The organism is Chroococcidiopsis sp. (assembly GCF_051657925.1).
GTDB lineage: Bacteria > Cyanobacteriota > Cyanobacteriia > Cyanobacteriales > Chroococcidiopsidaceae > Chroococcidiopsis.
Map to the genome: position 1 here is coordinate 29,306 of NZ_JBOFLP010000350.1, position 26,122 is coordinate 55,427.

Sequence of the window (26,122 nt, forward strand, 5' to 3'; positions counted from 1 at the left end):
CGCCAGGAAAGGGTTAAAAACCTCGCTTGTGAGTCCGCGCAGGTGGACTTGGTTTGTGTAGTACGCGATTGATTTCTAATCGCTAAGTCTTGCTTCCTTATCAGCCCCCTTCCAAACGCCAGCCGAAGGGAATAATCTGCTGGGCAGTAGTAGTAGCAGCGTTATGATGAGATTTTGTCTCTCCGTCTAAGACCTTAATCACCTTTTGATAGATATCTTCTGCTTGTTGTGGGGAGTCACCGATGCTTGTCAAGCCTAGTTTGCCAAATTCTGACAGACAACCCATTAAATGAAAAACAGTCCCCGTTTCCGTTCCCGTGTCGAAGTGCAAGCGGTGAGAAGCGATAATATCCATTAAATCGTTTGGTAACAGACCTCGATAGCGGTTCTTATGTAAATTGTCGGTAGCAACATAATACTTTGCTCGCCCTTGTTGGCTGTAAAATAGTCCAGTTGAAAGATCGTAACGCCCGTTAGTTAATAACTTTAATGTCATGAAAGGATGGGTCGTTCCACCTTTACGAAGGTTGATTTCTATTGCTTGCAAGTCCCACTTACCATCAGCTTGCTGTACAGCCATGAAATCAATGCCAAACCGTTCTAAAGCACCTTTTTTTGCTAAAGTCCAGCCAATTTTTAAACCCAAATCTTGTAACTGCACTCGATAAGCTTCGTCGGCGGGAAACCGACAGCCAAGATAAATTTGTCCGTCTGGACCACCTAAAATTTGGTCGTGAGTAGAGAGAATTTCGACCGTGCCATCAGGTAAAATTCGACCTTGAACGCTAGGCGATCGCTTCACTTCTCCTTCAACAAACGCCTCAACAATTGCCCCTAATTCGGGAACGCGGCTAGCATAATTTGTCCAATTTTCTGATGCGGCTTGAAATCGCAAAGAAGGCAGACTATCTTTGATAGCAGCAACGCGATCGCCATGAGAAATTTTTCCTGGGGCAAATTCATGTAAAGGTTGTAGGTCGAAAAGCGCATTTGCTTCGCCAGAAATTCCTTCATTTAATTTGACAACCATTCGTCTGAGATGCGGTTGACGTTCCCACAATTCAGCAGTGGCTGTGGCTAAATCGTCTACACTATCAAGGCGATCGCGGCAACCATCAGGATGAGGCACGCCACTCTCAGCGAAAATTTGCCGACTACCGCTTTTTGTCCCCCAAATTGTGAGATCGGGATCGGCAGCATAAAGGGGAATTTCTAACTTGATAGATAACTCCCTTTCCCAAGGGGAAGTGTTGTAACAAATCATAAACGATTGCTCCCGCCGCAGTGCTTGCTTAATTCGCTCGATCAGGCGGGGTCGTTCTAAAATTTTTTGAGTCAGTGGTTTGAAGGAAGAATCGTAGGTAGATAAAAGTAATAAGCGATCCCGGGCGTGAGAAAAGGGAATGCCTGGTAACAGTTGTAAGTAATAATCGATGACGCTGGGATGTAGGGGCTGAGATGTAATATAAATCAGTCGCGTGCGGGGATTTTGCAAGCGAATTAACGAAAACAACAGGCGTTCTTCGTAATGCAGCACGCCTTCAATTTTTTGAATCTCTCGCTGATCGACACTCAGAGAGGGAATGACTAAAATATCTCCGTCACTTCGATCGAAGCTTTCTACATTTTTCCACCGATCGCGCAACTGCATTTGTAACTGACGAAATGTTTCTACCTGTGTCGATAGATGACGATCTAATATCTGCATTGCCCTTTGCCCTTCAATCCTTGGCGATCCCGCTAATTGCGATCGTACTACAACCACATTTTTTGCAATATATGTCCTAAGGAGCAATCAATAATTCTCAACAATTAACTATTGCGGGTACAAAGATCCATACACCAAAAGAGCGATCGCGTTCTGTATCTGTTTCCACCTTCAGACTGAATAACCGCAATCGAACAATTAGCTAAATTAAGCGGAGTGAAAACATTACAAATGACAAATTTAGGAGAAAGTTTATGCCAGAAGAACAACCGTTACAACCCCCTCAACAGCAGGAACAAAGACCAGGAAAAGAGTCTGAAATGACTCCTCAACCCAAAGCCGATGACTCTAAATATCATGGTAGCGGGAAGTTGCAGGGTAAAGTAGCGCTAATTACTGGCGGCGATAGCGGCATCGGACGAGCAGTAGCCATTGCTTATGCTAAAGAAGGCGCAGATGTGGCAATTCTCTACTTGAACGAACATGACGATGCGAAGCAGACAAAACAGCTTGTAGAAGCAGAAGGAAGAAAAGCTGTGGCGATCGCGGGCGATATTGGCGATGAAAACTTCTGTAAGCAAGCCATACAACAAACGATTGATGAACTTGGCAAGCTCGATATTTTAGTAAATAACGCTGCCGAACAACATCCTCAAGAAAGCATCGAACAGATCAGCGCCGAACAACTTGAACGTACCTTCCGCACCAATATTTTCAGCATGTTCTTCATGACAAAAGCGGCAATGCCTCACCTGAAAGAAGGTAGCGCGATCGTCAATACAACTTCTGTCACCGCATATCAAGGCAATCCAACACTGTTAGATTACTCTTCCACCAAAGGCGCGATCGTTGCCTTTACGCGATCGCTATCCAAGAGCTTGATTGAAAAAGGCATTCGCGTCAATGCCGTTGCCCCTGGTCCGGTTTGGACTCCCCTAATTCCTTCAACTTTCCCAGAAGATAAAGTCGCCAATTTCGGTAAGCAAGTCCCGATGAAAAGACCCGGACAGCCAGAGGAAATTGCCCCCAGCTACGTATTTCTCGCCTCGGATGACTCTTCCTATATTGCAGGTCAAGTGATTCATCCCAACGGCGGTACGGTTGTGAACGGGTAAAATACGCGATCTTTCGGGAAGTCGGGAAAGAAAGTGGTGCGTGGTGTGGGAAGTGTGGGAAGTGTGGGAAGTGTGGGAAGTGTGGGAAGTGTGGGAAGTGTGGGGTGTAGAGAATTTTGAATGCGTGAATTGTTTTGCTCCCCCAACTCCCCCAGCTCAAGAGCAGCTCCCTCTGCCCCTCAGCTCTCTTTCCCCTGCTCCCTGCTCCCTGCTCCCTGCTCCCTTCCTGGTAAAATATGACAGTTGGATTCTGTGGCGGTCGTGATCGAGCGTTATACTCTGCCCGAAATGGGCGAAATTTGGACGGAGACATATAAATTTAAGACGTGGCTGCAAGTAGAAATTGCAGTGTGCGAGGCACAGGCGGAACTGGGATATACTCCAGCAGCAGCGGTAGCAGAAATCAAAGCAAAGGCAAATTTTGACCCCCAAAGGATCTTAGAAATTGAAGCAGAAGTTCGTCACGATGTCATAGCTTTCTTGACAAACGTGAATGAATATGTGGGCGATGCAGGGCGCTACATCCACTTAGGTATGACCAGTTCGGATGTCCTCGATACAGCATTGGCACTGCAACTCGTCGCCAGCCTAGATTTGATTTTGGCAAGGCTAGCAGATGTCATCGCTGCCATCCGCAAACAAGCACAACAGCACCGTCACACAGTAGCAATCGGGCGATCGCACGGAATTCACGCCGAACCGATGACATTTGGCTTTAAGCTAGCTGGTTGGTTAGCCGAAGTCTTGCGCCACCAAGAACGCCTTACCAGGATGCGAGAAGAAATTGCTGTGGGTAAGATTTCCGGTGCGGTAGGAACTTATGCCAACATCGAGCCGCGCGTGGAAGCGATCGCCTGTGCCAAACTCGGACTCAAGCCAGATACAGCCTCAACTCAAGTTATTTCTCGCGATCGCCACGCCAACTTTGTCAATCATTTAGCACTTTTAACCGCCTCGATCGAACGCTTTGCCGTCGAAATTCGCAACCTCCAACGCACGGATGTACTTGAGGTAGAAGAATATTTCTCCAAGGGACAAAAAGGTTCCTCAGCCATGCCTCACAAGCGCAACCCGATCCGTTCCGAACGCCTCACGGGAATGGCACGGATGGTACGCGCGTCGGCTGTAGCAGCTTTAGAAAACGTCGCTTTGTGGCACGAACGCGATATTTCCCACAGTTCCGTCGAAAGAGTAATGCTACCAGATGCTTGCATTTTGACGCATTTTATGTTAAGGGAAACAGCCGATCTGGTGCAAAATCTGCTGGTGTATCCCGAAAACATGGCGCGAAACATGAATGTTTACGGGGGTGTTGTCTTCAGTCAGCGAGTGCTATTAACTTTAATCGAAAAAGGCATGAGCCGAGAAGAAGCTTACGCGATCGTTCAATCCTGCGCCCATCAAGCTTGGAACACACCAGGCGGAAATTTTCACGATTTGGTGACAAAGGATTCTCGGATCGCCCAAACACTTTCACCTGAAGAAATTGAAGCTTGTTTCGATCCCCAGCATCATCTACAACACTTAGAAGAGGTATATCAAAGATTGGGGATTTAGATAAGATAAAGAAATTCTGGATTTCGACCGCGCAAAGACGCAAAGGCGCTAAGAGGTTGCTTTGCGCCTTTGCGTCTTTGCGTGACATTTTTTGAAAACCCTTGGGTAGGAGAATAGCTAACTTTAGGAGATAATTGAGTTTAGATGTTGCGATAGTAGAAATTTTAGCGGCGCTTTCGATTTCGGCGGCGGCGGGAATTAGAATTACTTTGCCTTTGCTGGTTGTGGGGTTGTTGCAAGGGGAAAACTTTTGGTACAACGTTCCCATTTTATCTAAGATTTATCCGCCAATCGTGTTAGGTATTCTGATAAGTTGTTGTTTAATTGAGTTAATCGCCTCAAAAAATTTGCTCGGTCAGCGTTTGCTGCAAATCGTATACTTACCGCTTTGTCCAATTATCGGAGCAATATTAGCGATCGCGCCTATTCAAGGTGTACCAAAAATTTTGATTGGCTTAGTGGGCGGTTTTGTTGCTTTACTCCTACAACTGATTCAAGCTGGGTGGTTTTATCGTTGGAATCGTTTTTCTCTTTGGCTATCTTTTCTGCAAGATAGCTTGTGTATTTTCCTCGTTTATTTAGCTTTGAAAGCACCACAATTAGGAGGTATCGTAGCGCTGATTCTTTTGGGGTTAGCTGTCAACAGTTACAAAGAATTAAGGCAATGGTATCTTAGGCAATATCAATCGCGACGCGATCGCTAGTCAAGATTTTTGCAATTGCATATAACTTAATAACCAATTAGCAACCGTAGCGCGGCGAGTTTGACGTGGACCAAATTCACCAATTTTGTAACCTTTAAAACCCAATTGTTCTTTTAATAATTGCTTGTTTTCTGACGGAATCGAACGAGTCAGCTTAACGCTAGCCGGACGACTATCAATAAAATCTGGAGGCGTAGTCGGATAATCGTCACGCCATTCTGGAGCTACATTTGTAGTATCCCAAACATTATTTGTCTCATCGTAACGATAGCCTAGATAGTGCCAAACCAATACATTCACTGCACGATCGTCAATTTCTTCATTGAGAATCGCCCAGATTGTCTCTGTATTAAGCGGTGGTATTAACATAAAGCAGTTTTAGTTATCAGTTATTAGTTGTCAGTTGTTAGCGATCGGTTATCAGTTACCACGCATCACACACCACCAACTACCAACTACCAATTATCCCCCAATATGTAGACGAGAACTCTTGTGAAAACGAGCTAAGTTTCCCTTAGACACTCGCAAACTAGGTAATTTGATGAAGATTGCATATCTTGGCTTAGGGATCATGGGTAGCGGGATGGTGGGTAATCTCCTCCAAGCCGGACACTCAGTGACAGTCTGGAATCGGACACCGGATCGCTGCACTCCCTTGGTAGAAAAAGGTGCGAGTCAAGCCGACACGCCAGCACAAGCAGTAGCCAACGCCGAGATCGTCATGTATTGTTTGAGCAATGAAGAAGCGATCGCAGATACGGTTTTTGGTGAAGATGGTATTCTTTCTGGGGTGCATCAGGGACAAATTGCGATCGATATGAGTACCGTTCATCCAAATACAAGTCGGCGGGAAGCAGCAGCATATGCAGAAAAGGGCGTAGAATTTATTGATGCACCAGTTTTCGGCAGTAAAAATGAATCTGCGGCTGGTGGTTTGTGGATTGTTGTTGGCGGGAAGAAAGAGATTTTTGAAAAAGTCAAACCCATCCTCGAATCCTTAAGCGAAACCATTCATTATATGGGCGGAACGGGCATGGGTGCGACGATGAAATTAGTTGGTAATGCAGTTGTGATTTCCCAAATTGAAGCCCTTGGGGAAGCCATGATCTTAGCCAAAAAAGCGGGCTTAAATCCTCAAGATGTACTCGATGTTTTGCACGTAACTGACTTTAAATCCCCTATTTTTGATGGGATGGGAAGTACGTTAGTTAAAAGAGATTTTAGTACGAGTTTTGCCTTGAAGTGGTTGTTAAAGGATGCAAATTTAATCGCGCAACTCGCTCAAGATAATAATTCTCCTATTCCCGCGATCGCACTTGCCCGCGAGACAGTTAAAGCTGCGGTAAATCATGGCTGGGGCGAGGAGAATGCTTCAGCAGCGATTAAAGCTTTGGAATTACAAGCGGGAATAGAGATAAAATAAACAGCTAAACAATCTCAAACTCCAAGCGATCGCTCTGAAGAAAATTATGGGTGAAATGGTCTACTACATTCGTATCGGCTAATTCTAAATTATAGAAATCTATCACTTCATGCTCGAAATATGGTCCAGCGTGCCAAGTTCCTACTGCTAATTTAATAAAACAATTTCCGGGAATCCGAAAAGCCTTTATCTCTTCTATTGCTGGTGTATTGACATCATTATTAGGAGGTGCAACAGCAATTAACCAATCTTTTCCTGCTAACGAACCCAAACACTGAGTGCATTGTACGTGACGAGTTATTGTATGAAATTTTCGCCCTCGTCGCTGTAACCGCATGATATAAAATCGCGGTATACCATTTTGCAAATTTAATTGAGCATCGTTTGAATCGTAAGCTTTACCATCGTTACTGAGAAGAATTAATTGCCCATAACGCTGAAAATTTTCCTGCGTCACCCACTCAGCCTGTAATTGTTGTACTGTATTTGCTGTAGTCATTTCTTTGTGCTGCTGTGGTTTGTTAATTATAACAGGGAGCAGGGAGTAGGGAGTAGGGAGCAGGGAGTAGAGAAACATTTTAAAGTATTATAAAATACCGCTTTTCACGACTAAAACGTATAAGTAACTAGATCGGTACTCATCAATTAGAGGGATCGCTGTATGTTAGAAATTAGTCGGCGTAAATTTTTACTCTACGGTTCGGCTGCAATGGGTACAAGTTTGTTACTTAAGGCTTGTGGCAATTCTAATCCTACCCAAACGAGTAATAGCCCCACTGCTGCGGGGGGTGGTGAAGGATTTAAGGTGGCGATCGCCCTGCCTGGAGTAAGATCGGATAAAGCTTGGAATCAAGCAGGCTACGAAGGCGTAAACATCGCCAAACAAAAGCTAGGGGCGGAAACAGCTTACGTCGAACAAGTCGCGCAACCAGATCAAGCTGAGGCTTTGTCAGATTTCGCCCGTCGCGGTTTTAATGTCGTCTTCGCCCACGGGGGACAATTTGACGCAGCAGTGGAACAAGTTGCGACTCAGTTTCCTAAAACGTTTTTTGTCGCCGTGAATGGTTCTGTGAATGCAGAAAATGTAGCTGCATTACGCATCGATCATTTACAAGCTAGCTATTTATGCGGCATCATTGCGGCATCAATGACAAAATCTAATAGATTAGCTTATTTAGCCGGACAATCTTTTGAGGCTACATTACAAGAATTACGCGGGTTTGAGTTAGGGGCAAAATCTGTTAAACCTAACGTACAAATTAGTTCTAGTTTTACAGGCGATTGGAATGATATTGCTAGGGCAAAAGAAGCAACTTTAGCAATTATTTCATCTGGTGCAGATGTGATTTATCAATGGTTGGATAATTCGTCTCCAGCAGTATTACAAGCAGCTAGCGATAAAGGAATTTATGCTTTTGGCAATACAACAGATCAATTAAATGTTGCACCAAAAGCAGTTTTAACAAGTGCTTTAAAACGAATCGATCTCGCGATCGCATTTCTTGCCGAACAAGCAAAAAACGGTCAAATTAAAGGTCAAACCTATGCCCTTGGTTTAGCAAGACCAGATATTTTAAATTTAGGTAAGTTCGGTCAAATGGTTCCAGAAGCATTGCAAAAACAGGTTCTTAGTACTAGACAAGCAATTATTAATAATAAAATTACGTTTGAAAGTTGTCAGGAAGGTGGAAAAGAGACGCGATGCGTGAAGACAGCATCAACATGACTTATTTACGCCTGGAAGGAATTACTAAACGCTTTGGTTCGTTTGTGGCTAACGATAGCATTAGTTTGAGCGTGGCTGCTGGAACGATTCACGCGCTTTTAGGAGAAAATGGCGCGGGTAAGTCTACTTTAATGAATATTCTCAGCGGACTTTATCAACCGGATGTCGGGCAAATTTATTTAGAAGATGAACCAGTTCAAATTAATTCCTCTAGTAAGGCAATTCAACTTGGGATTGGCATGATTCACCAACATTTCATGCTCGTACCGCAATTATCAGTCACAGAAAACATTATTTTGGGAACAGGCGATCGCTTTAATTTAAATTTGCGACATAAGCAACAAGAAATTACTGAATTATCTCAAGTTTATAGTTTAAAAGTCGATCCAAAAGCAAAAGTAGGAGATTTGCCAGTAGGGGTACAACAGCGAGTAGAAATTCTTAAAGCTTTGTACCGTAAAGCCCGGTTGTTAATTTTAGATGAACCGACAGCCGTACTCACGCCGTCAGAAGTTGAATCTTTAATTGTAATTTTACGGCAACTAGCAGCAGCAGGACAAACAATTATATTTATCAGCCACAAGCTGGAAGAAGTCATAAGTTTATGCGACACTGTGACTATATTACGGCGAGGTCAAGTCGTAGCAAATACTACGACAAAAGATTCTAGTCCGCAACAGTTAGCAGAATTAATGGTAGGGCGAGAAGTTGTTTTACAGTTACATAAATCTGCGGCTTCTCTAGGAAAAAAAATATTATCTGTACAATCTTTACAAGTGGAAGACGATCGCGGTGTTGCTGCAATCAGAAAGATTTCGTTTCAACTTCATGCAGGTGAAATTCTAGGTGTTGCTGGAGTTGATGGTAACGGACAGCGAGAATTAGCAGATGCGATCGCGGGTTTGCGTTCTGTAAAAGCTGGAAAAATTTGGTTGGATGGACGGGATGTGACGTTATGGAATCCTCAAAAGCGAGTTCGAGAATTACAAATAGGATATATCCCTGAAGATCGTCAAACAATGGGTTTGATCGTAGGGTTTAGTATTGCGAATAATTTAATTTTAAAGGTTTTTAATAAGTTACCTTTTGTGAGGCGTTTTTTTCTACAAAAACAGCTTATCGCGCAAAATGCCGAGACTAAAATTCAGCAATTTGATATTCGCGCCTCTAACGGTAATGTGAAGGTCAGTCAGCTATCAGGTGGAAATCAGCAGAAAGTTGTCTTAGCACGAGAATTAGATCGGGAACCATCATTGATTGTCGCCATGCAACCGACGCGGGGGCTAGATGTGGGGGCGACAGCAGCAGTACAACAACAGTTATTATCTCAACGCGATCGCGGTGCGGCTATTCTCTATATTTCTACAGAATTAGAGGAAGTTTTGGCAATAAGCGATCGCATAGCAGTAATATATCGGGGCGAATTTATCGATGTATTAGAGCGGGAAAGGGCAACAATAGAAACAATTGGATTATTAATGGCTGGAGGAAAAGGAAACCCAATCTAGTTGTCTGGTTCAAACAACTCTTTTGCAGCCGCACAAACCGGACACACCCAATCATCCGGTATATCCTCAAATTGCGTACCTGGTTCTATTTCTGCTTCTGGATCGCCTGCTTCTGGATCGTAAATGTAACCACAGACGCTACATATATATTTCTGCATGGTTTTTCTGCCGGAATTTCCAGAATTAAATTATGTATGCTTTAGGGGCGCACAGCCGTGCGCCCCTACAAAATGTAAAAACAAATTATACGGTCATTTTCGATTTAGACCAAATGCCATTTTCATCTTGCTCGAACTGTTCGCGCACTACATCCCAAGCGTGATGTTCGGCTTTGGATTCATCACCAGATTGAGCTAGTTCGCTATTGTAGTTAGCAATAAACAGTCTTTGTGCGTCTTCCGATAGATGAGAACGAATTTCGGGAGACAAATGGCTGGGATCTTCAATTTGTCCTTTTCCAAAGCGCGGTAGAGGCGTTTCATTAATATGTACTTCTTCACCACCAGCACTTTCAAGTAATAGCTGAATCTCGCCAGATTTACTTGCTGGAACTTCGACACCCACCATAAAGTCACCCGCTTCGATGCGAGTTTGGTAAATTGTTGCTTTATCTTCTGGCATTCCTAGAGTCGCCAAAGCAGAAGCTAAACCCGCACCCGCACTACCCGCGATCGCACCAGTCGCAGCGCCTAACAAAGCCGCACCGATGGGACCTGCTGCTACCAGCGTACCAACAAAAGGTACAAATAACACTCCTACCCCCGTTAGCAAACCGAGAGCTGAACCGAAAAGGGAACCAAAAATTGCTCCCTGTTTCAAGCCACCTAGAATCACATCTTTCTTCGTCAGAAAGCCAGCAATTTTAGTTTCAGAGTGGAAGTTTTTCCCGATAACAGAAATATCATCGCGGGAAACACCCCGATCTAGCAAACGGCGGATGACATTATCGACTTGTTCCTTCTGTTTAAAAATTGCCGAAACAGTACGCTCAGCCGTTGCAACTGCTGGTTGGGTTTGCTCTCCTGTAGCTGTCATTTTGTTCTCCTAGAACAGATTTTTCACGCTATTTCATCTAGGAGAATACCAACCTCTAAATTCCGTGCCGTCGCCCTTAGGGTTGATTAGCAAAGTTTATAGCTTGAGTTCAATTGCAGACTAGAAGCGAACCCACCTGCGTTGAAAACGGCTAAAAACACCCGCCGCGATCGCCACTAACAGTAAAATCCAAATGATACCACCAGGGAGAAACGTGATAATTCCCAAGCCGCGCAACACCCAAATCGCGATCGCGGTCAGTAAAAGAATTATCAACAGACGTAAAGCCAGATTTCGCGATTTCGTAGAGCGATTGATTTGTTTCATCTGCGGTTAATCTCTAAATCTACCTCATCCGATGGGGCGGGCGATCGCAATTTGGATAAATCCATTTCGGCAACTTGGCTCAAATCCAAAGTAATATTTTCTTCGGGATAAGAACGCAGCAGACCGATAATATTCATTTCATCGTATTCTCGCGAGGCAAGAGAAACAGCAGCGTATAATTGCTCTACTGTCATGTCGGGAAAAGCTAGTCCCAGAGCCGCTAGTAGTTGCTTCCCACTAGTAGAACTTTGCCATTGTTTCATCGAACGGTCAAACTTTTTCGGATCGAGATCTAAACGGCGATTTAGCGTATCTCTCACATCGTCTGTCAGCCAAGGCGCGTAGAGTTGTAAGCTACCCGATAACTTTCCTTTCTTGGCAAAGCGCTCTAAATCCTTAATTTCGATTTTCTGCTCGAACGAGCCGAGACGAAAAGTCACTGTCTCAGCTGCTGTAGCTGCTGGTATGGTAGCACCCCAACCAAAAGCCAGAAAGAGACTTGACAATAACCCGATTTGCGATCGCGTGAATTTCATCGCAGCTTACTATGAGGGATAAGTCTAGCTTAGCTTCTGATGTACGGTATGAGTTTTTTGGCGATCGCGATTCCCATTGAGATGATAAGAAAATCGAAAAAACTACCACCTTAACTGAATGCGGAGCTTATCGTATTACAAACCCTACCACTGAATTTTGTGGTGGAATGCGATCGCGTGACTCACTCAGAATCAAAGACAGTTATGATGAAGCGACTGATAGCAAGTATCGTTAGCATTTGTTTCGTACTGGTAGCGTGTCTGTCCTTTCCTGAAATCGCCCAAGCCAAAAGTTGCACTTTACGTATAATTGGCTGGGAGGGATATATGGATGCCTCTTTTGCCAAACCATTCGAGCAAAAATATGGTTGTAAAGTCATCCCAACTTATGCAGGCTCCTCTGACGAGATGTATGCCAAGATTAAAGCCAGTAAAGGCAAGACATACGATCTAGTCACGGCTTCGGGAGACTTAACCAAACGCTTGTATGATGCCAATTTAGTAGAGGCGATCGATTTAAGTCTAGTCCCTAACTACAAAGATTTATTTCCCATTTTTCAACAACCAGCGTATAACACTTTTGACGGTCAAGCCTATGGTGTTTCGATTGCTTGGGGACCAGATTTTTTAATTTACGACAAATCCGTAGTCAAATCTGAACCGAAAAGCTGGAATGTCCTCTATCAACCAGAATATCAAGGTAAAGTTTCTCTACCTGACTACCCTATCTTCAATGCTGATGTTGCGTTGTGGAAAGGTAGCTCTAATATCTACGACATTAGCAAAGACCAGTTGGCAACAGAAATTAAACCCGATCTTTTTCGCTTGCGCCCGCAGGTCAGAAAATTTTGGAACAGCCAAGGAGAGTTAGCCCAACTCTTTTTAAATAAAGAAATTGCTCTCGCGTGGGGTTGGCCCGTAGCAATTGAGGAACTAAAACGCGCTAACTTCCCTGTAGGGGCAACTATTCCTCAAGAAGGGACAACTGGATGGAGCGATTCTTGGATGTTACTCAAAGGCTCTCCCAACAAAGAAATCGCCCATGCGTGGATGAATTATATGCTGACGGGAGAAGCTCAGAAACCCATGACAGAGGTTACTGGTTATTGGGCTGTTTCCCAGCAAGTTTTACCGCTACTCACCGCCGAACAGCGCCGAGATTCCCATTTAGAAGACATCGAAAATTACTACAGCCAAATCCACTTCTGGGAAACCGTACCTAACTACGATGACTGGGTAGCCTTGTGGAACGAGTTTCGAGGACAGTAAGAAGAGAGCTGCTCTTGAGCTGAGGAGGCTGAGGAGGCTGAGGGAGAATATAATTCCGAACTCCCCTCGCTCCTCGCTCCTAACTCCTAGCCCCTCATCAGGTACGGGAATCCTACCTCAGTGACAGGTTAGGGCTGGGTTAGAAACGATAAATTAGTAAATGTAGTTGGTGCAAAGCAAATAGCTAGCACGGTGTCAGAATTAAACGCTATAAGCAACTGCAAATCATTTGGAGTTATTACTAAGGGCAAATCGTATTACCCTAAAGGAAATAAACCAAAGTCAATATTGTTTTTCGGGCAGTGAGATATGCGTAATAAACTGCTTTCAGTCATGAAACCGTTGATAAAATCTTTGTTCGTATTTGGTCTAATCGCTGCTTTAGCGTTTGGTCATGTGGATAGTGCGTTAGCAGCTAGTGGCGGTCGGATTGGTGGTGGCTCTTTTAGAGCGCCTAGCCGTGGCTACTCTACTCCTAGAACCTACGCTCCTGGTGGTGGCGGTGGTTACTACGCACCCTATCCTGGCGGCGGATTTGGATTTCCTTTCTTGTTTCCCTTCTTTGGCATCGGCGGCGGCTTTGGTGGCTTGTTTACGATCCTGATCTTTTTTGCGATCGCCAACTTTATGCTACAAGCCTTCCGGCGTGCTAGTAGTGGGGGTAGCGTAGAGGAATTAGAATACGATAGTAATCCTACTGTCAGTGTCACTCGCGTACAAGTCGGTTTGTTGGCTGAAGCAAGAGGCTTACAGGCTGAACTCAACCGGATTGCCGAACTCGCCGATACTAACTCGCCTGAAGGTAGAGTACAAGTATTGCAAGAAGCTTCTTTAGCGCTTTTACGCCACCCCGAATATTGGGTTTATGCTGGTGGTAACACCCAGCAATCTCGCTTGACGGGTGCAGAAGCTGAGTTTAACCGTTTATCCTTGGCAGAACGCAGCAAGTTTAGCGAAGAAACTCTTTCCAACGTCAACAATCAGCTCAAGGCTGCAACGCCTAAAGCAGAATTACCAGCAGGTGACGGCTCGGGTAATGGCGATTTAGCTGTGAAAGATCCTGGTGAATATATCGTCGCCACTCTGATTGCAGCAACTTTGGGTAAATTGCAAATACCAGCAATCAATAGTACTGACGATTTGCGTCAAGCTCTACGTCAGTTTGGTAGTATTCCTAGCGATAAACTCTTGGCGATTGAAGTGTTATGGACACCTCAAGCTGAAGGTGACACCCTCAGTTCTGATGATGTTCTAGCAGAATATGCAGATCTGAAACTGGTATAGGATTTGCGACATCGAATAAATTTGTAGGGGCGCACGGCTGTGCGCCCCTACGCATGTATGACACCTACACGGAAAACGCTAGATTTGCGCCCCTAACATTTATATTTAGATATAACTCTCGATAAATGCGATCGCCTCTGTTAGTCCAGCCTGGGTTTTCAGATTCGTAAAAATAAACGGTTTATCGCCGCGCATTTTCTTCGCATCTCGTTCCATAACGCTCAAATCGGCTCCAACATAAGGAGCGAGATCGGTTTTATTAATAACCAACAAATCCGATTTGGTAATCCCTGGTCCACCTTTACGGGGAATTTTATCACCTGCTGCAACATCAATCACGTAAATTGTCAGGTCTACTAACTCAGGACTAAAAGTAGCTGCAAGATTGTCACCACCACTTTCTAGAAATACTAAGTCCAAATTGAGAAATTTTTGTTCTAATTGCTCGATCGCGGCTATGTTCATTGAAGCATCTTCGCGAATCGCCGTGTGCGGACAACCGCCAGTCTCTACACCTAAAATGCGATCGCTTGAGAGTGCTTGAGCGCGTACCAAAAACTGAGCGTCTTCTTGAGTATAGATATCGTTTGTCACTACCGCAATGTTGTATTGCTGACGCAAGTGCTTGCACAGCGCCTCGACTAAGGCTGTTTTCCCCGAACCGACAGGACCAGCTACACCAACTCGAAATGCAGTCATAGGTAGGTCAAAAGTGAAAAGTTAAAAGTCAAAAGTAGTAGAGTGGGCAATGCCCACCTGACTATGACGATTTCATTTTTGAAATTAACTATTAATACTACCATCTGGCATTGTCGCACCGTGTAAGGTTGCCCCTGTGAGGTTAGCACTACTAATTTCAGCTTTAAATAAGTTAGCGTTCTCTAAGTTAGCATTGGTTAAGTTTGTCCGCGCTAAAAATCCTTCAATTAACGAACTATCAATTAATATTGCTGCTAGTAAATTAGCTCGACTTAAATCGACTCGATTCATTCTAGCTTTAGTCAAGTTAGCATGACTTAGGTTTGCTTTAGTTAATTTACTATCAGGTGCGATCGCATGGCTTAAATTGGCACGAGTGAAATCTACTTCATTCAACAACGCTCGTTCGAGTTTAGTATTACTTAAATTTGCCTCTCTTAAGATCGCCCGATCTAAATTAGCATCGCTGAGAAATGCATCAGATAAATTAGCTTCACTTAAATTAGCACCGTAAAGATTAGCACCCCGCAAATTAACTTCAACTAAATTAGCACAGCGCAAATCGGCTCCAGACAAATCTACACCTGCCATATTTGCACCCCGCAAATCAGCTTGAAATAGTCTTGCACTGCGTAAATTAGCTGCATATTCTTTTTGTTCTTGTCTGAGGTTAGCACCGCGAAGACAGACACCTGTTAAGTTAGCACCGCTCAAATTGGCATTACGTAAGTCTGCATCGATCAAATTTGCATCGAGTAAATTAGCTAGCCTCAGATCGGCACTGCGTAGATCTGCACCTTGTAGAATTGCTCCATGTAAATCGGCATCGTGTAACTTAGCTTCGCGGAGATCGGCTTGCGTTAAGTTAGCGCCACTTAGTTTTGTACTACTTAAATTAGCTTTATGTAACTGCGCTCTATTTAAATAAGCGAGAATTAAATTAGCACTCCGTAAATCGGTTTGAATCAGATTAATGCTAACTAGATCTGCACCGAATAAATTAATTCCTTTTAATTCTAAACCGCTAAAATCAAGTTCTCCACTTGTATAACGTTGTATAAGTTCATTAGTATTCATAAATATGTGTAGCAAATATTGTGAATATTACATTAAAAATCAAAATATGGGCTTAAGCGCTTGACTAATAATATTAGCGATCGCCAGGTACTCGGGCGGTTTATTCAGTTTTCGAGCTGTTGAATTGAGGGTGTCAACCAAAGCTTCAAAAGATTGACAGGCATCAGTTATAGTACGAATTAATTCATATAACTCTGTAGCGCGTAAAGCAGTCCAATCTTGCTGACTCCAATCAAATTGATGCTCTACTGCCGAAAATAATAATATTTTTGCTTGCAAGGGATTAGCTTGAATCATTACCTTTAAGCGTATTTCAAATGGCTCAACTTTTTTCTGAGTTGGTATAGATGCTGTTGGAATAAGATCTGGAATCACAGGAGCTTCTTGACGAACCGTCGTGACTAACGGAACAGTAATTAGATCGGACTCAGAACTTAGTTTATTTTTTTGAAAATCGTATAGAATTTTTGCTTCGGTAATAATCGTGCTAGCAACACTTAAGTACTGCTCTGGCTTATTTAAAGTTTGTGCCATTCTATAGATACTTTTTTTTAGACTCTCAATGTCTGGATAAATAGTAAATAAGTCTCGAACTAGATCGGTCAAACTTATACTGTCTAACTGATTTTGGTCTCTAGTCCAAACTTGTTTTGCTACGTAGAAAACTAGTTTTTTAATTCGAGCTGAGTCTTCATTTTGCTCTAAAGATTGTACGACTTGAGTGAATAAGGACGAGTTTTCCATAGATCGAGCAGCGCGATCGCTCCAGTTTATACTGTTCCCGTGATAAGAAAGCACGATCGTAACACAACCTAAACGCATCATAAGGATTAAGATCGCGATGGAGTCCCGCACGCATCTCGCTCATGACAAAATCTCGTATTCGTGCTGCTAAACTAGACACGCAGCCTCACTTTGACTACTTTTACGACAAACCAGGTAGTCTACCAGGAACTTTGAATATTGGGGTTGACGCTCAACCACCAGTTATCGTTTTAATTGACTATAACGAAGCAGATGTAACACGCAAAACCTTATCCACCCCAGAAGAATGCCTTCCCTATCTGGACACCGAATCTGTCTCCTGGGTTGACGTACAAGGCTTAGGTAGTGAAGATATCTTACAAAGATTGGGACAGGTTTTTAATCTACATCCATTGGTTTTAGAAGATATCGTCAACGTGCCGCAACGTCCCAAAGTAGAAGACGATTACGAAGACCATTTAGTCATGATCGCACGGATGGTGATACCAAAAGAAAGTGGTGGTTTTCATAGCGAACAAGTCAGTTTTATTTTAGGAAAACATTACTTACTCACAGTCCAAGAGGAACCAGAACATGACTGCTTTGAACAGGTACGCCAGCGAATTCGTTACAACAAAGGTAGCGTCCGCAAGCTGGGAGCAGATTATTTAGCCTATACGCTCATAGATTCAATTATTGATGGCTTTTTTCCCGTACTGGAAGCTTACGGAGAACAGATTGAAGATTTAGAAGACGAAGTTATTACTAAACCAACGCGGCAAACTTTAAACAAAATCTATCGCGTCCGGCGAGAGTTACTCAGCTTGCGGCGGTCAATTTGGCCTCAACGAGATGCGATCGCCATGCTGATCCGCGATGATAATGACAGTTTAATTAGCGATCGCGTCCAAGTCTATTTACGCGACTGTTACGACCATGCCGTACAAATTTTAGACATGGTAGAAACCTACCGCGAATTAACTTCTGGTCTAATGGATGTCTACCTATCAGCCGTGAGTAACAAAATGAATGAAATCATGAAGTTGCTGACGGTAGTTTCTTCTATATTTATTCCCTTAACTTTCATTGCTGGGGTCTACGGTATGAACTTTAACACGGAAAAATCTCCCTGGAATATGCCGGAATTGAATTGGTACTGGGGATATCCCTTATGCTTGGCAGCTATGGTAGCAACCGCTGCTGGATTAATTTATTACTTCTGGCGGCGAGGTTGGTTTGAAAACTTCTCTGATGTCAAGGACAGAACTACCAGTACGTCAAGAAGAAGAAGCTAGGGGCAGTTATCAGTTATCAGTTATCAGTTATCAGTTATCAGTGACCAACAACCATCAACTACCAACTACCAACTACCAACTACCCATTACCAACAACAAATGACGTAGGGCGAAGCCCTTCCCGAAGGGTATGACAAATGACAAATGACCACTACACTAGATCTAGAGAGAGTAGGCGCAGGCAGTTGCAGCCAGCTTTTACAGCTGGTCTGAGGAAAGTCTGGACTCCTGAAAGACCAAACTTGCTGGGTAACGCCCAGTGCGAGCGATCGTGAGGATAGTGCCACAGAAAGATACCGCCAATGCTAGGGAGTAGGGAGTAGGGAGTAGGGAGTAGGGAAAAACCCTCAACCCTCAACCCTCAACCCTCACTCCTCATTTGGTAAGGGTGCAAAGGTGCGGTAAGAGCGCACCAGCAGCATCGAGAGGTGCTGGCTCGGTAAACCCCGGTTGGGAGCAAGGTCGGAGGAACTACGGTTGGTCTTTTACCAGTTCCGCTATTGGTGTACCGCTAGAGGTGTCTGGTAACAGGCATCCCAGATAGATAACTGCCTTCTGTATGTAGAGATGCGATCGCGTTGATGCAGCAGAAAACAGAATCCAGCTTATGTCCTGCTCTCTCAGCATTACGATCTATAAGGGCGCACATCTGTGCGCCCCTATGGATTTACTGTAATTAGCAGTTGGCATAATATTTGCGATCGCGCTTGTATCGATTTCAACAACTGACCAAGCAACAAGCTATCAAAATCGTAGCTAAACACTTGGATAGATGTAATTATTAATGCTTTGCTGCTAAAGAACTTACATGAGTTCTACTACGTACCATGACACAACAGCTGACGAGGCAAGACCCTTCAACTTGGGTGGAGCGACTGGCGAGATTTGGTTATGCAGCTAAGGGAGTAGTTTACGGTATTGTTGGATTGTTGGCAGCACAAGCGGCTTTTGGCGCAGGTGGAAAAACAACAGATACCGAAGGTGCATTACAAACGGTATTAACTCAGCCATTCGGAAAATTTTTACTAGCCGCGATCGCTCTTGGTTTACTTAGTTATGCACTTTGGCGGTTCGTCGAGGCAATTAAAGATCCCGAACATAAAGGCACAAATGCTAAGGGAATTTTTCAGCGACTCGGTTATGCAATTAATGGGTTTATTTATGCTGGATTAGCTTTTAGTGCAGTTCAATTAATTCTTGGGACTGGTGGTGGAGGCGGTGGTAATGCGACTCAAGATGGGACGGCAGCGCTACTTTCACAACCTTTCGGACAATGGCTAGTCGGGACTGTAGGTGCGTTTATTATTGGCATCGGTTTCTATCAGTTTTATCGCGCTTTTACTGCTAAATTTCGGAAAGAAATGGATCTGCATCAATTAAGTGAAACTGAGCAAAAATGGGTATTAGGTATTAGTGGATTTGGCACGGCAGCACGGGGAGTCGTATTTTGCGCGATCGGCTTTTTTCTGATCCAAGCGGCAAGAAATAATAACCCTAACGAAGCAAGAGGACTGGGTGAGGCGCTACAGGTGCTATCCCAACAACCTTTTGGTAAGTGGATTTTAGGAATTGTAGCTTTGGGATTAATTGCTTACAGTATTTATATGGTGTTGCAAGCACGATATCGCCGATTGAAAGTGGATTAAATCGTGAGTGAAATACGAGGAATTTGGATTACCAATACCGATAGTGCAGTTCTCGACTCTCAAGCTAATATTGCCGAGGCGATGAATTTCTTGACAGCGACGGGATTTAACGTGGTGTTCCCCGTTGTGTGGAGTAAAGGAGCTACAGTTTATCCCAGTCAAGTGATGCGATCGCAGTTTGGATTTGCGATCGATCCGCGCTACACCGATCGCGATCCGTTAGCCGAACTGGTGGCTGAAGCAAGACGAGTCGAACTGAAAGTTATTCCCTGGTTTGAATATGGCTTTGCTAGTTCCTACAATCAAAACGGAGGACAGTTATTAGCAAAAAAACCGGAATGGGCAGCCCGCGATTGTAACGGTAATCTACTGAAAAAGAATGGTTTCGAGTGGATGAATGCCCTCGACTCCCAAGTACAAGATTTTTTGCTGAGTCTAATTTTAGAAGTTGTCAATAATTACGATATAGATGGCATTCAAGGCGACGATCGCATTCCTGCTATGCCGTGTGAAGGCGGCTACGACGCGGGAACTGTAGCCCGCTATCGCCAAAAATTTCGCCGTCAACCCCCCTCAAACCCTCAGGATCGGCGTTGGCTGCAATGGCGGGCAGATATTTTAACTAACTTCCTCGCCCGTCTGAATCGAGAAGTCAAAGCCGTTAATCCCAATTTACTCATATCAATGGCTCCTAGTATCTACGACTGGGGTTATAAAGAATATTTGCAAGATTCTCAAACTTGGCTGCAACGAGGATTAGTCGATCTACTCCACCCCCAAGCTTATCGGCGCGATTTCAACAGCTACAAACAGATTGTCGATCGCCTTGTCAAAGAACAAGTTACCCCACAACAGCGATCGCGAGTCGCTCCAGGTGTTTTACTCAATATTAGTTCGTACCGCATGACTCCTCAATATTTATCGCAGGCGATCGCCCACAATCGCTATTGCGGTATTAACGGAGAAGTCTTTTTCTTTTACGAAGGCTTGCGATCGGATAATAATGCTTTAGCTAAAGTTTTACGTAACGGTGCTTATGCGAAGTCTGCTGCCTTTCCCTCTGTTGCCAACCTTGCCCAGCCCCAGCCTGAGAACGCTGGTTCTTCGGTAGCTAGAGGAATTCAGAACTTGCTCAAATTGTGGCAACGCTTTTAGATCCAAGATAATTGTAGGAACGCAGCGTACATTTTTATTGTATATTTTACCCAATCCAAAACGATAATAAATGGAATATCAATTACAGGTAAAACATAACATTAATACCCTCAAACACGATTTACCAACTCTGTTTGAACGGGATATTTCATACGATATCTATACCCAAGATATTTACTTTCAAGATCCGGTCAATAAATTTAAATATAAATTCAATTATCGAATTATTTTTTGGACATTACGATTTCACGCCAAATTATTTTTCACAGAAATCTACTTCGATGTACACGACGTACATCAGAAAGACGAACAGACGATTCTAGCAACTTGGACTGTTCGAGGAATATTACGGTTACCTTGGAAAGCCAAAGTATTTTTTAACGGATATTCTAACTATAAATTAAATGAAGATGGCTTAATTTACGAACATATCGATACTTGGGATCGCGCGCCGAAAGAAATCTTGCAACAGTTCTTTCGTAAAGGCTAATCTGTTTCAAAGCTAGCTGAATTGATTCTGCATCCACTAATTTTCCCTCATTCTTATCTCCATAAAATCGAACTGCTATATCTTTTCCCAACCATCTAACTGCTAGTTCAAACTTAATTTTACTAATAGTAGCATGAGGATATTGATGGCGAATCCCAGCGATCGCCATTTGTCGAATCCCTTTCGTTGCTTCGTCGATCGAATGTGCTTTTTTCCAAACAGGCATGTGACGAAAAGCTTGCATCAGGAAGCGATCGACGTTTGGATGCGTATCACTAGCTTGAGGCTGATAGCTTGACATACATTACTGTAAAGAAATTTATGTCTAGTTTAACTACATAGCCAGTGGATGAGATGTTAAAATAACTGCTGGTTAAGCTTCATACATGCGATCGCCCCATCGCTGCTAGTCAACACCCCAAAGACAATCCTGTTGATGTGTGGATAATCTCGGCATCAAGGTAAGTAAATCTTTTTGCGGTAGAGAGGACTTGCAGTAATAGGGATATTTCGGTTCTCTCGAACTGTAATCGTAAAACAGAGCAAATCGATCGCTATTTTTCGGCACTTTACCTCGATGGAAAATGCTACCAGTATCCACTAAAATTACCGTACCAGCTGCACCAGTGCATGAGATCCATTCAGATTGAGGAATAATTGGTTCTACAGTTTTATCTTGTAGGTAGCCATGTTTGTATCCCAGCGAACTAGATAAAAGCGCAGTCAAAGGTTTAGAAATATATTGAAAAGGACCATTACCTTCGCTGACATCATTTAAGTAAATGATAATTTTAAAGACACAGCGGTCTTCCGTGTCTATATGCCAAAGCCTTGATTTAATTTTGACATCATTTGCTAAATCTTTCCGAAAGTATACACCGTGATACGCGATCGGTAGACCAATGTAATTCTCGGTAATATCCAGCAATCTATCTTCTAATCCCCAGAGAAAAAGCTCTGGATGTTCCATAACTTGCGCGTTGCTGGCGTGAATGGCAAATTCTTGTTTGTTACTGGGTAAAACGTTTCGTAAGGTTGGCAGTACTTTTTTTACAGATGCCAGAACTGAAGGTGTAGAAGCAATATTTAATGCTTCTAAGGAAGTCATAAAAATTCCTTCTTGTTTGAGTGTCTTAACAATCTGAGAGTCGTTGGGAGTAAGTTCGGGTAACTTATGAGTATGCTGCTCAACTGCCTCTTTATAAGCAAGTTCTGAGGGAATTGTAAATACTGGAGTATCAAAAATCTTTCTTAAGATTTTATTACGTACTTGATGTATTCTTTTTGTTATGAGCATTTTAGTTACTTATACGCTTACTCTTGATTTAAAAGTGTTTGTTTAGCAGGGCTAATTGATTATTTCTATATTATGTATAAATCCTAACATACACTCAAACTACCTCTTTGGATAGAGATTTGAGATAAAGTGAGTGTAAATCTAAGTTGAAGAAACGATGAAGTGCTTGACGATCGCCGCTCTAGAATCGGGTAGAAAATGCATGTGAGAGCGATCGATGCTTACTTTTGCTGTACTCGCTGTGAACGAGACTTTGTATGAATGAAAGTCATGCGCGCTTGCTAGAGGTGGATTTAGTTAAAATACTGTTTGTCATGAGCAAATTCCGCGAAATATAGCTCAATTTCACAGAGATGTAATATATTGTTACGAATGACTTGTGGATATTAGCAAAACATCGTGTCATCCACTGCACCGTTAAGCTCTGCGATCGCCAATTTTACGATTCGTTAGCAGGAGAGACTTTTTGAACAATGCTTTCTCTCTGCGGTGGTTTAACTAACCAACGCTGGCTAATAGCCACGAACAACACGGTTAACCCCTGAATCGCAAAAACAATGGTTACGGGAACACCTGCGCTGCGTTGCATGACATTTGCACCGCTACGGAGGGCGCTAAAAAATAGAGAAGTGAGAACAACTCCGAGAACGCTACCGCGACTCAAAAAAGCAATCGCGATCGCATCAAAGCCATAACCAGGTGAAACTTGCTCGAACAGGCGAAATTTCAACCCCATCACCTCTGATGCACCAGCCAACCCCGCCAAACCGCCCGCCAGCCCCATGACGAGCATGATGGTACGTTGTACCGATATACCACCATAACGGGCTGCAATTGGGTTCATCCCCACGGCGGCGGTACGATAACCAAAAGGCGATCGCTGTAACAGTACCCATAACACCCCAGCCGCTACGAGTCCGACTAAAATTCCTGCATGGGCTAAACTACCTGATAGAATAATCGGCAATTGGGCAGAGCGGGCAATGATGGAAGAATAAGGGCTAGGTGCATTAGGAGCCATTAACGGTCCTTGAACGAGGTAACTGACTAAGTTGAAAGCAATATAATTGAGCAACAGCGTAGTAATGACTTCATTGACTCCCCGCACTGCTTTAAGATAACCAGGAATTAAACCCCAAATTCCCCCAAAGAGAAAACCCGCTAGTAGTGCCAAAGGAACGTGAATTAATGCAGGTATACCTTTGATAGATAATCCCGCGATCGCGCTACCCAAGGCTCCCATATAAATCTGTCCTTCTCCACCAATATTAAATTGTCCTGCCCGTAAAGCGACTAGAACCCCTAAACTTGTTAATAGTAGGGGAGCCATTTTTGTGAGCGTATTACCAAAACCGAAATAAGTAGAGAGGGATTCTTGAAATAGGGCTGTATAAGCTGCAATTGGATTTGCGCCTGCAACTAACATCAATCCCGCACCTACAAGTAACGCTGAAGCGATCGCGACTACTGGAGGTAGCAAAGATGGGATAATTACTAGTATCTGCCTAAATATCTGCCGCATCTGGATCTATACCCATCGCTCTTAACCGTGCAGCTAGGCGAGAGGCGCGAGTTTCGGCTTGTTCGGCGCGTTCTTCCCCAGTTAACAACAAATCCCCTCGATTATCCCACCAGCGTAGCCAAGGCAGTTCGAGATTTTTGTATCGCCCTTGCCAGATCCCTAACTCTACACCTAGAGGAGGGATAGGATAGCGTTCTCGTTCGTTGACACTCATGAGTTGATAGCGTCCGGCAATTAGCTGGTAAACTTGAATGCGCGATCGCTCGACTTCATAAATGCCATAAAAAGGTACGCGAATTCCTTGCTCGTATACCCAGAGCTTACCACTCATCGGCGTATCGTCTCTTTCTTCGCTGCCATCCCCCGAAGCAAATTCTAAGACAATTATCGGCGCGATAATCTCTTGCCACATCACATAAGAGCGGCGAATTTGCCCGCTGAGCATTGGTGGTACATTAGGGACGTAGAACCAATCCGGTGCTTTACATCCATTTAAAGGTGGATCGGTGATGCGCCAGTAGATCCCGCAATCTTGCCCGACGGCAAATTGTCCGTCAGGATGGATTTGTTGTAACGTAGACCAAATTGATTCAGTTAATAAGATACTCTGAGGATGTTCTTGAAAATTTTGCACGATACTGCCATCTGATTCTGGCAACTGAGTATGGTCTGGCAGGGGTATATTTAGAATTGGTGGTTCTAGCGAAGTCATAGTTCATTTTGTTGAAGAACGCTCAACTTAGTCATTAAGTAGCGATTTTGGTCTACAAAACCAACCTGACGATAAAAATTTTGTGCTATTGTGTTTTTTCGTTCAACTTCTAAGTGTAAGGCATTAATTCCTAGTTCAGGACAAGCTCTTTCAATAAACTGAATTGTTTGCTTGCCTATTCCTTGTCTGCGATCGCTGGCTCGAATATAAAACTCATCAATAAATGCATCTCTGCCTCGATATTCTAAACTGTATCCGAAAGTAATAACAATGTAGCCAATTGCTAATTCACCTTTACGAATCAGCCATACTCGCCCCAAATCGGCATTTAGTAGAAGCTGTAATAATGTAGCACGGATGCTATTTTCATCAAATATGTGACCGTCAAACTCGTAGTATTCTCTAATAAAATTGACGAGAATTTCTACATCAGAGGCTTCGGCAATTTGAAAATTAGTCTCCATTTTATTGACATTTTCTACGGCTTGCTTAATTTTCTGATTTTGTTACACTTTTATCGCTTAAGTAGCTTATTGTTGTTACAGAAATCTCCTCAGCAGTCAAAGTAACTACCTTCCCCTCTTGCATAATGCTAATTGATTCGCCAAGCTTCCGATGTTTTTCAAGTGCTGATGCGATCGCTGCTTTGACTCCAGTATTAATTTTGTCGTGCATTTGCTTCATTTCCTCTTCAGTCATTTCATTCCTCCAAAATCTTTCTCCAAGTCTCTTCCTCATAGATTATAGGCTTCTGATTAACAATGCGTTCAGCTACCAATTGAGAAAATGAACTAGAATTATCATAAATCATCCAACCATCGCACAAAGGTAAATATAAAGAAACCAGGTTTATCCTTCCTCTCTCATAGCGTCTCCGAATTACTGCTTCTGGAATCGAGTGTCCGCCGCTAGCTACTCGCCTCGCTACCCGCTCTACTGCCAAGTCAGCACTTCGCAACCAGAAGTAAATTAAATCGATCGTGTAACCTTTGACTCTACAATCATTAATAAAGGGTACAAAAGTTCTGGCAGCTAAAGTTGTTTCAAAAGCAAAATCAACACCTGAAGTTGACAAACTTCTCAATCTTTGAATCATTAAACGTCCTGCTTCGAGCGCCATAGACTCAGGATTAAGTGGAGAAAGTCCAGCAGCGATCGCATCAGCATTTACATACTCGTAGCATTCTATATTTGGCAATAAACTCATCGATACAGTTGTTTTACCTGCACCATTTGCACCGCCAATAATATAAAGATTCGGCATTTTATTTCATTTTAGTAAATCTTAGGTTC

At 43.4% G+C, this 26,122-nt stretch carries 31 protein-coding genes and 1 other RNA gene; 14 read left to right on the top strand and 18 right to left on the bottom strand.

The window, feature by feature from the left end; translation table 11 throughout:
* Window positions 1-100 precede the first annotated feature (100 nt).
* Window positions 101-1,708: a peptide ligase PGM1-related protein gene (locus ACRC32_RS27955; RefSeq protein WP_438557073.1), complete on the bottom strand. Its 1,608-nt coding sequence runs from the start codon at window positions 1,706-1,708 to the stop codon at window positions 101-103.
* A 254-nt stretch (window positions 1,709-1,962) separates the two neighbouring features.
* Here ACRC32_RS27955 and ACRC32_RS27960 point away from each other — a divergent pair, with 254 nt between their 5' ends.
* Window positions 1,963-2,823, top strand: coding sequence for an SDR family oxidoreductase (locus tag ACRC32_RS27960; RefSeq protein ID WP_438557036.1), 861 nt, complete (start codon window positions 1,963-1,965; stop codon window positions 2,821-2,823).
* Here ACRC32_RS27960 and ACRC32_RS27965 read toward each other — a convergent pair.
* The gene (locus ACRC32_RS27965; RefSeq protein ID WP_438557037.1) at window positions 2,790-2,969 is read right to left on the bottom strand and encodes a hypothetical protein; all 180 of its coding nucleotides are present in this window, start codon (window positions 2,967-2,969) and stop codon (window positions 2,790-2,792) included. The two genes, ACRC32_RS27960 and ACRC32_RS27965, sit on opposite strands and share 34 nt — an antisense overlap.
* A gap of 115 nt (window positions 2,970-3,084) precedes the next feature.
* Between ACRC32_RS27965 and purB the strand changes: the two genes are divergently transcribed.
* Together purB and ACRC32_RS27975 are read left to right on the top strand one after the other, a co-directional pair.
* Complete coding sequence (gene purB, locus ACRC32_RS27970; protein ID WP_438557074.1) at window positions 3,085-4,380, top strand: adenylosuccinate lyase; 1,296 nt, start codon at window positions 3,085-3,087, stop codon at window positions 4,378-4,380.
* 134 nt (window positions 4,381-4,514) lie between these two features.
* Window positions 4,515-5,084, top strand: coding sequence for a DUF4126 domain-containing protein (locus tag ACRC32_RS27975; RefSeq protein WP_438557038.1), 570 nt, complete (start codon window positions 4,515-4,517; stop codon window positions 5,082-5,084).
* Here the strand turns inward: ACRC32_RS27975 and ACRC32_RS27980 are convergent, their stop codons facing one another.
* Window positions 5,085-5,453 (bottom strand): DUF1823 family protein, encoded by a 369-nt coding sequence (locus ACRC32_RS27980; protein WP_438557039.1) that lies wholly within the window; start codon window positions 5,451-5,453, stop codon window positions 5,085-5,087.
* A gap of 172 nt (window positions 5,454-5,625) precedes the next feature.
* Between ACRC32_RS27980 and ACRC32_RS27985 the strand changes: the two genes are divergently transcribed.
* A complete protein-coding gene (locus tag ACRC32_RS27985) occupies window positions 5,626-6,507 on the top strand; it encodes an NAD(P)-dependent oxidoreductase (protein WP_438557040.1) in 882 nt (293 codons plus the stop codon).
* A 4-nt stretch (window positions 6,508-6,511) separates the two neighbouring features.
* Here ACRC32_RS27985 and ACRC32_RS27990 read toward each other — a convergent pair whose 3' ends face one another.
* On the bottom strand, window positions 6,512-7,006 hold the full coding sequence (locus tag ACRC32_RS27990; RefSeq protein ID WP_438557041.1) for an ureidoglycolate lyase: 495 nt from the start codon (window positions 7,004-7,006) through the stop codon (window positions 6,512-6,514).
* 162 nt (window positions 7,007-7,168) lie between these two features.
* Here ACRC32_RS27990 and ACRC32_RS27995 point away from each other — a divergent pair, with 162 nt between their 5' ends.
* Both ACRC32_RS27995 and ACRC32_RS28000 read left to right on the top strand, forming a co-directional pair.
* On the top strand, window positions 7,169-8,233 hold the full coding sequence (locus ACRC32_RS27995) for a BMP family protein (protein ID WP_438557042.1): 1,065 nt from the start codon (window positions 7,169-7,171) through the stop codon (window positions 8,231-8,233).
* Window positions 8,230-9,741 carry an ABC transporter ATP-binding protein gene (locus ACRC32_RS28000; protein WP_438557075.1) on the top strand — a complete coding sequence of 504 codons (1,512 nt, stop codon included), beginning with the start codon at window positions 8,230-8,232 and terminating at the stop codon, window positions 9,739-9,741. Before ACRC32_RS27995 ends, ACRC32_RS28000 begins: the two co-directional genes overlap by 4 nt.
* Here ACRC32_RS28000 and rd read toward each other — a convergent pair.
* The 4 genes from rd to ACRC32_RS28020 form a co-directional block, all read right to left on the bottom strand.
* Window positions 9,738-9,899: a rubredoxin gene (gene rd / locus ACRC32_RS28005; RefSeq protein ID WP_438557043.1), complete on the bottom strand. Its 162-nt coding sequence runs from the start codon at window positions 9,897-9,899 to the stop codon at window positions 9,738-9,740. The genes ACRC32_RS28000 and rd overlap by 4 nt on opposite strands.
* 85 nt (window positions 9,900-9,984) lie before the next feature.
* A complete protein-coding gene (locus ACRC32_RS28010; protein WP_438557044.1) occupies window positions 9,985-10,776 on the bottom strand; it encodes a ChaB family protein in 792 nt (263 codons plus the stop codon).
* A 120-nt stretch (window positions 10,777-10,896) separates the two neighbouring features.
* Window positions 10,897-11,103, bottom strand: coding sequence for a hypothetical protein (locus tag ACRC32_RS28015; RefSeq protein ID WP_438557045.1), 207 nt, complete (start codon window positions 11,101-11,103; stop codon window positions 10,897-10,899).
* Entirely contained in the window at window positions 11,100-11,639 is a 540-nt protein-coding gene (locus ACRC32_RS28020) for an alpha/beta hydrolase (RefSeq protein ID WP_438557046.1), read from the bottom strand. Before ACRC32_RS28020 ends, ACRC32_RS28015 begins: the two co-directional genes overlap by 4 nt.
* 204 nt (window positions 11,640-11,843) lie before the next feature.
* On the opposite strand from ACRC32_RS28020, the gene ACRC32_RS28025 reads away from it, so the two are divergent.
* Window positions 11,844-12,908: an ABC transporter substrate-binding protein gene (locus ACRC32_RS28025; RefSeq protein ID WP_438557047.1), complete on the top strand. Its 1,065-nt coding sequence runs from the start codon at window positions 11,844-11,846 to the stop codon at window positions 12,906-12,908.
* 309 nt (window positions 12,909-13,217) lie between these two features.
* The gene (locus tag ACRC32_RS28030) at window positions 13,218-14,192 is read left to right on the top strand and encodes a DUF1517 domain-containing protein (RefSeq protein WP_438557048.1); all 975 of its coding nucleotides are present in this window, start codon (window positions 13,218-13,220) and stop codon (window positions 14,190-14,192) included.
* Window positions 14,193-14,297: 105 nt separating this feature from the next.
* Here ACRC32_RS28030 and ureG read toward each other — a convergent pair whose 3' ends face one another.
* From ureG to ACRC32_RS28045, 3 genes are all read right to left on the bottom strand, one after another.
* Complete coding sequence (ureG, locus tag ACRC32_RS28035; RefSeq protein ID WP_015152631.1) at window positions 14,298-14,891, bottom strand: urease accessory protein UreG; 594 nt, start codon at window positions 14,889-14,891, stop codon at window positions 14,298-14,300.
* A gap of 84 nt (window positions 14,892-14,975) precedes the next feature.
* Complete coding sequence (locus ACRC32_RS28040) at window positions 14,976-15,968, bottom strand: pentapeptide repeat-containing protein (RefSeq protein WP_438557049.1); 993 nt, start codon at window positions 15,966-15,968, stop codon at window positions 14,976-14,978.
* A 39-nt stretch (window positions 15,969-16,007) separates the two neighbouring features.
* Window positions 16,008-16,823 carry a hypothetical protein gene (locus ACRC32_RS28045; protein ID WP_438557050.1) on the bottom strand — a complete coding sequence of 272 codons (816 nt, stop codon included), beginning with the start codon at window positions 16,821-16,823 and terminating at the stop codon, window positions 16,008-16,010.
* 11 nt (window positions 16,824-16,834) lie between these two features.
* Between ACRC32_RS28045 and corA the strand changes: the two genes are divergently transcribed.
* The 6 genes from corA to ACRC32_RS28075 all read left to right on the top strand — a co-directional run bounded on the left by corA (window position 16,835) and on the right by ACRC32_RS28075 (window position 21,298).
* Window positions 16,835-18,007, top strand: coding sequence for a magnesium/cobalt transporter CorA (corA, locus tag ACRC32_RS28050; protein ID WP_438557051.1), 1,173 nt, complete (start codon window positions 16,835-16,837; stop codon window positions 18,005-18,007).
* The gene (locus ACRC32_RS28055) at window positions 17,964-18,110 is read left to right on the top strand and encodes an alpha/beta hydrolase (RefSeq protein ID WP_438557052.1); all 147 of its coding nucleotides are present in this window, start codon (window positions 17,964-17,966) and stop codon (window positions 18,108-18,110) included. The genes corA and ACRC32_RS28055 overlap by 44 nt, the downstream gene beginning before the upstream one ends.
* 65 nt (window positions 18,111-18,175) lie before the next feature.
* An RNA gene (gene rnpB / locus ACRC32_RS28060) (RNase P RNA component class A) lies at window positions 18,176-18,630 on the top strand.
* Window positions 18,631-18,834: 204 nt separating this feature from the next.
* Complete coding sequence (locus ACRC32_RS28065) at window positions 18,835-19,653, top strand: DUF1206 domain-containing protein (RefSeq protein WP_438557053.1); 819 nt, start codon at window positions 18,835-18,837, stop codon at window positions 19,651-19,653.
* A gap of 3 nt (window positions 19,654-19,656) precedes the next feature.
* Window positions 19,657-20,808, top strand: coding sequence for a glycoside hydrolase family 10 protein (locus tag ACRC32_RS28070; RefSeq protein WP_438557054.1), 1,152 nt, complete (start codon window positions 19,657-19,659; stop codon window positions 20,806-20,808).
* 70 nt (window positions 20,809-20,878) lie between these two features.
* A complete protein-coding gene (locus ACRC32_RS28075; RefSeq protein WP_438557055.1) occupies window positions 20,879-21,298 on the top strand; it encodes a DUF2358 domain-containing protein in 420 nt (139 codons plus the stop codon).
* Here ACRC32_RS28075 and ACRC32_RS28080 read toward each other — a convergent pair.
* From ACRC32_RS28080 to ACRC32_RS28110, 7 genes are all read right to left on the bottom strand, one after another.
* The gene (locus ACRC32_RS28080; protein WP_438557056.1) at window positions 21,198-21,599 is read right to left on the bottom strand and encodes a hypothetical protein; all 402 of its coding nucleotides are present in this window, start codon (window positions 21,597-21,599) and stop codon (window positions 21,198-21,200) included. The genes ACRC32_RS28075 and ACRC32_RS28080 overlap by 101 nt on opposite strands.
* A 105-nt stretch (window positions 21,600-21,704) precedes the next feature.
* Window positions 21,705-22,595 carry a 2OG-Fe(II) oxygenase gene (locus ACRC32_RS28085; RefSeq protein WP_438557057.1) on the bottom strand — a complete coding sequence of 297 codons (891 nt, stop codon included), beginning with the start codon at window positions 22,593-22,595 and terminating at the stop codon, window positions 21,705-21,707.
* A gap of 439 nt (window positions 22,596-23,034) precedes the next feature.
* On the bottom strand, window positions 23,035-24,117 hold the full coding sequence (locus ACRC32_RS28090) for an ABC transporter permease (protein ID WP_438557058.1): 1,083 nt from the start codon (window positions 24,115-24,117) through the stop codon (window positions 23,035-23,037).
* On the bottom strand, window positions 24,101-24,829 hold the full coding sequence (locus ACRC32_RS28095) for a Uma2 family endonuclease (RefSeq protein WP_438557059.1): 729 nt from the start codon (window positions 24,827-24,829) through the stop codon (window positions 24,101-24,103). The genes ACRC32_RS28090 and ACRC32_RS28095 overlap by 17 nt, the downstream gene beginning before the upstream one ends.
* Window positions 24,826-25,293 carry a GNAT family N-acetyltransferase gene (locus tag ACRC32_RS28100; protein ID WP_438557060.1) on the bottom strand — a complete coding sequence of 156 codons (468 nt, stop codon included), beginning with the start codon at window positions 25,291-25,293 and terminating at the stop codon, window positions 24,826-24,828. The genes ACRC32_RS28095 and ACRC32_RS28100 overlap by 4 nt, the downstream gene beginning before the upstream one ends.
* A gap of 25 nt (window positions 25,294-25,318) precedes the next feature.
* A complete protein-coding gene (locus tag ACRC32_RS28105; protein ID WP_438557061.1) occupies window positions 25,319-25,528 on the bottom strand; it encodes a hypothetical protein in 210 nt (69 codons plus the stop codon).
* Between the two features lies 1 nt (window position 25,529).
* The gene (locus ACRC32_RS28110; protein WP_438557062.1) at window positions 25,530-26,093 is read right to left on the bottom strand and encodes a zeta toxin family protein; all 564 of its coding nucleotides are present in this window, start codon (window positions 26,091-26,093) and stop codon (window positions 25,530-25,532) included.
* Window positions 26,094-26,122 lie beyond the last annotated feature (29 nt).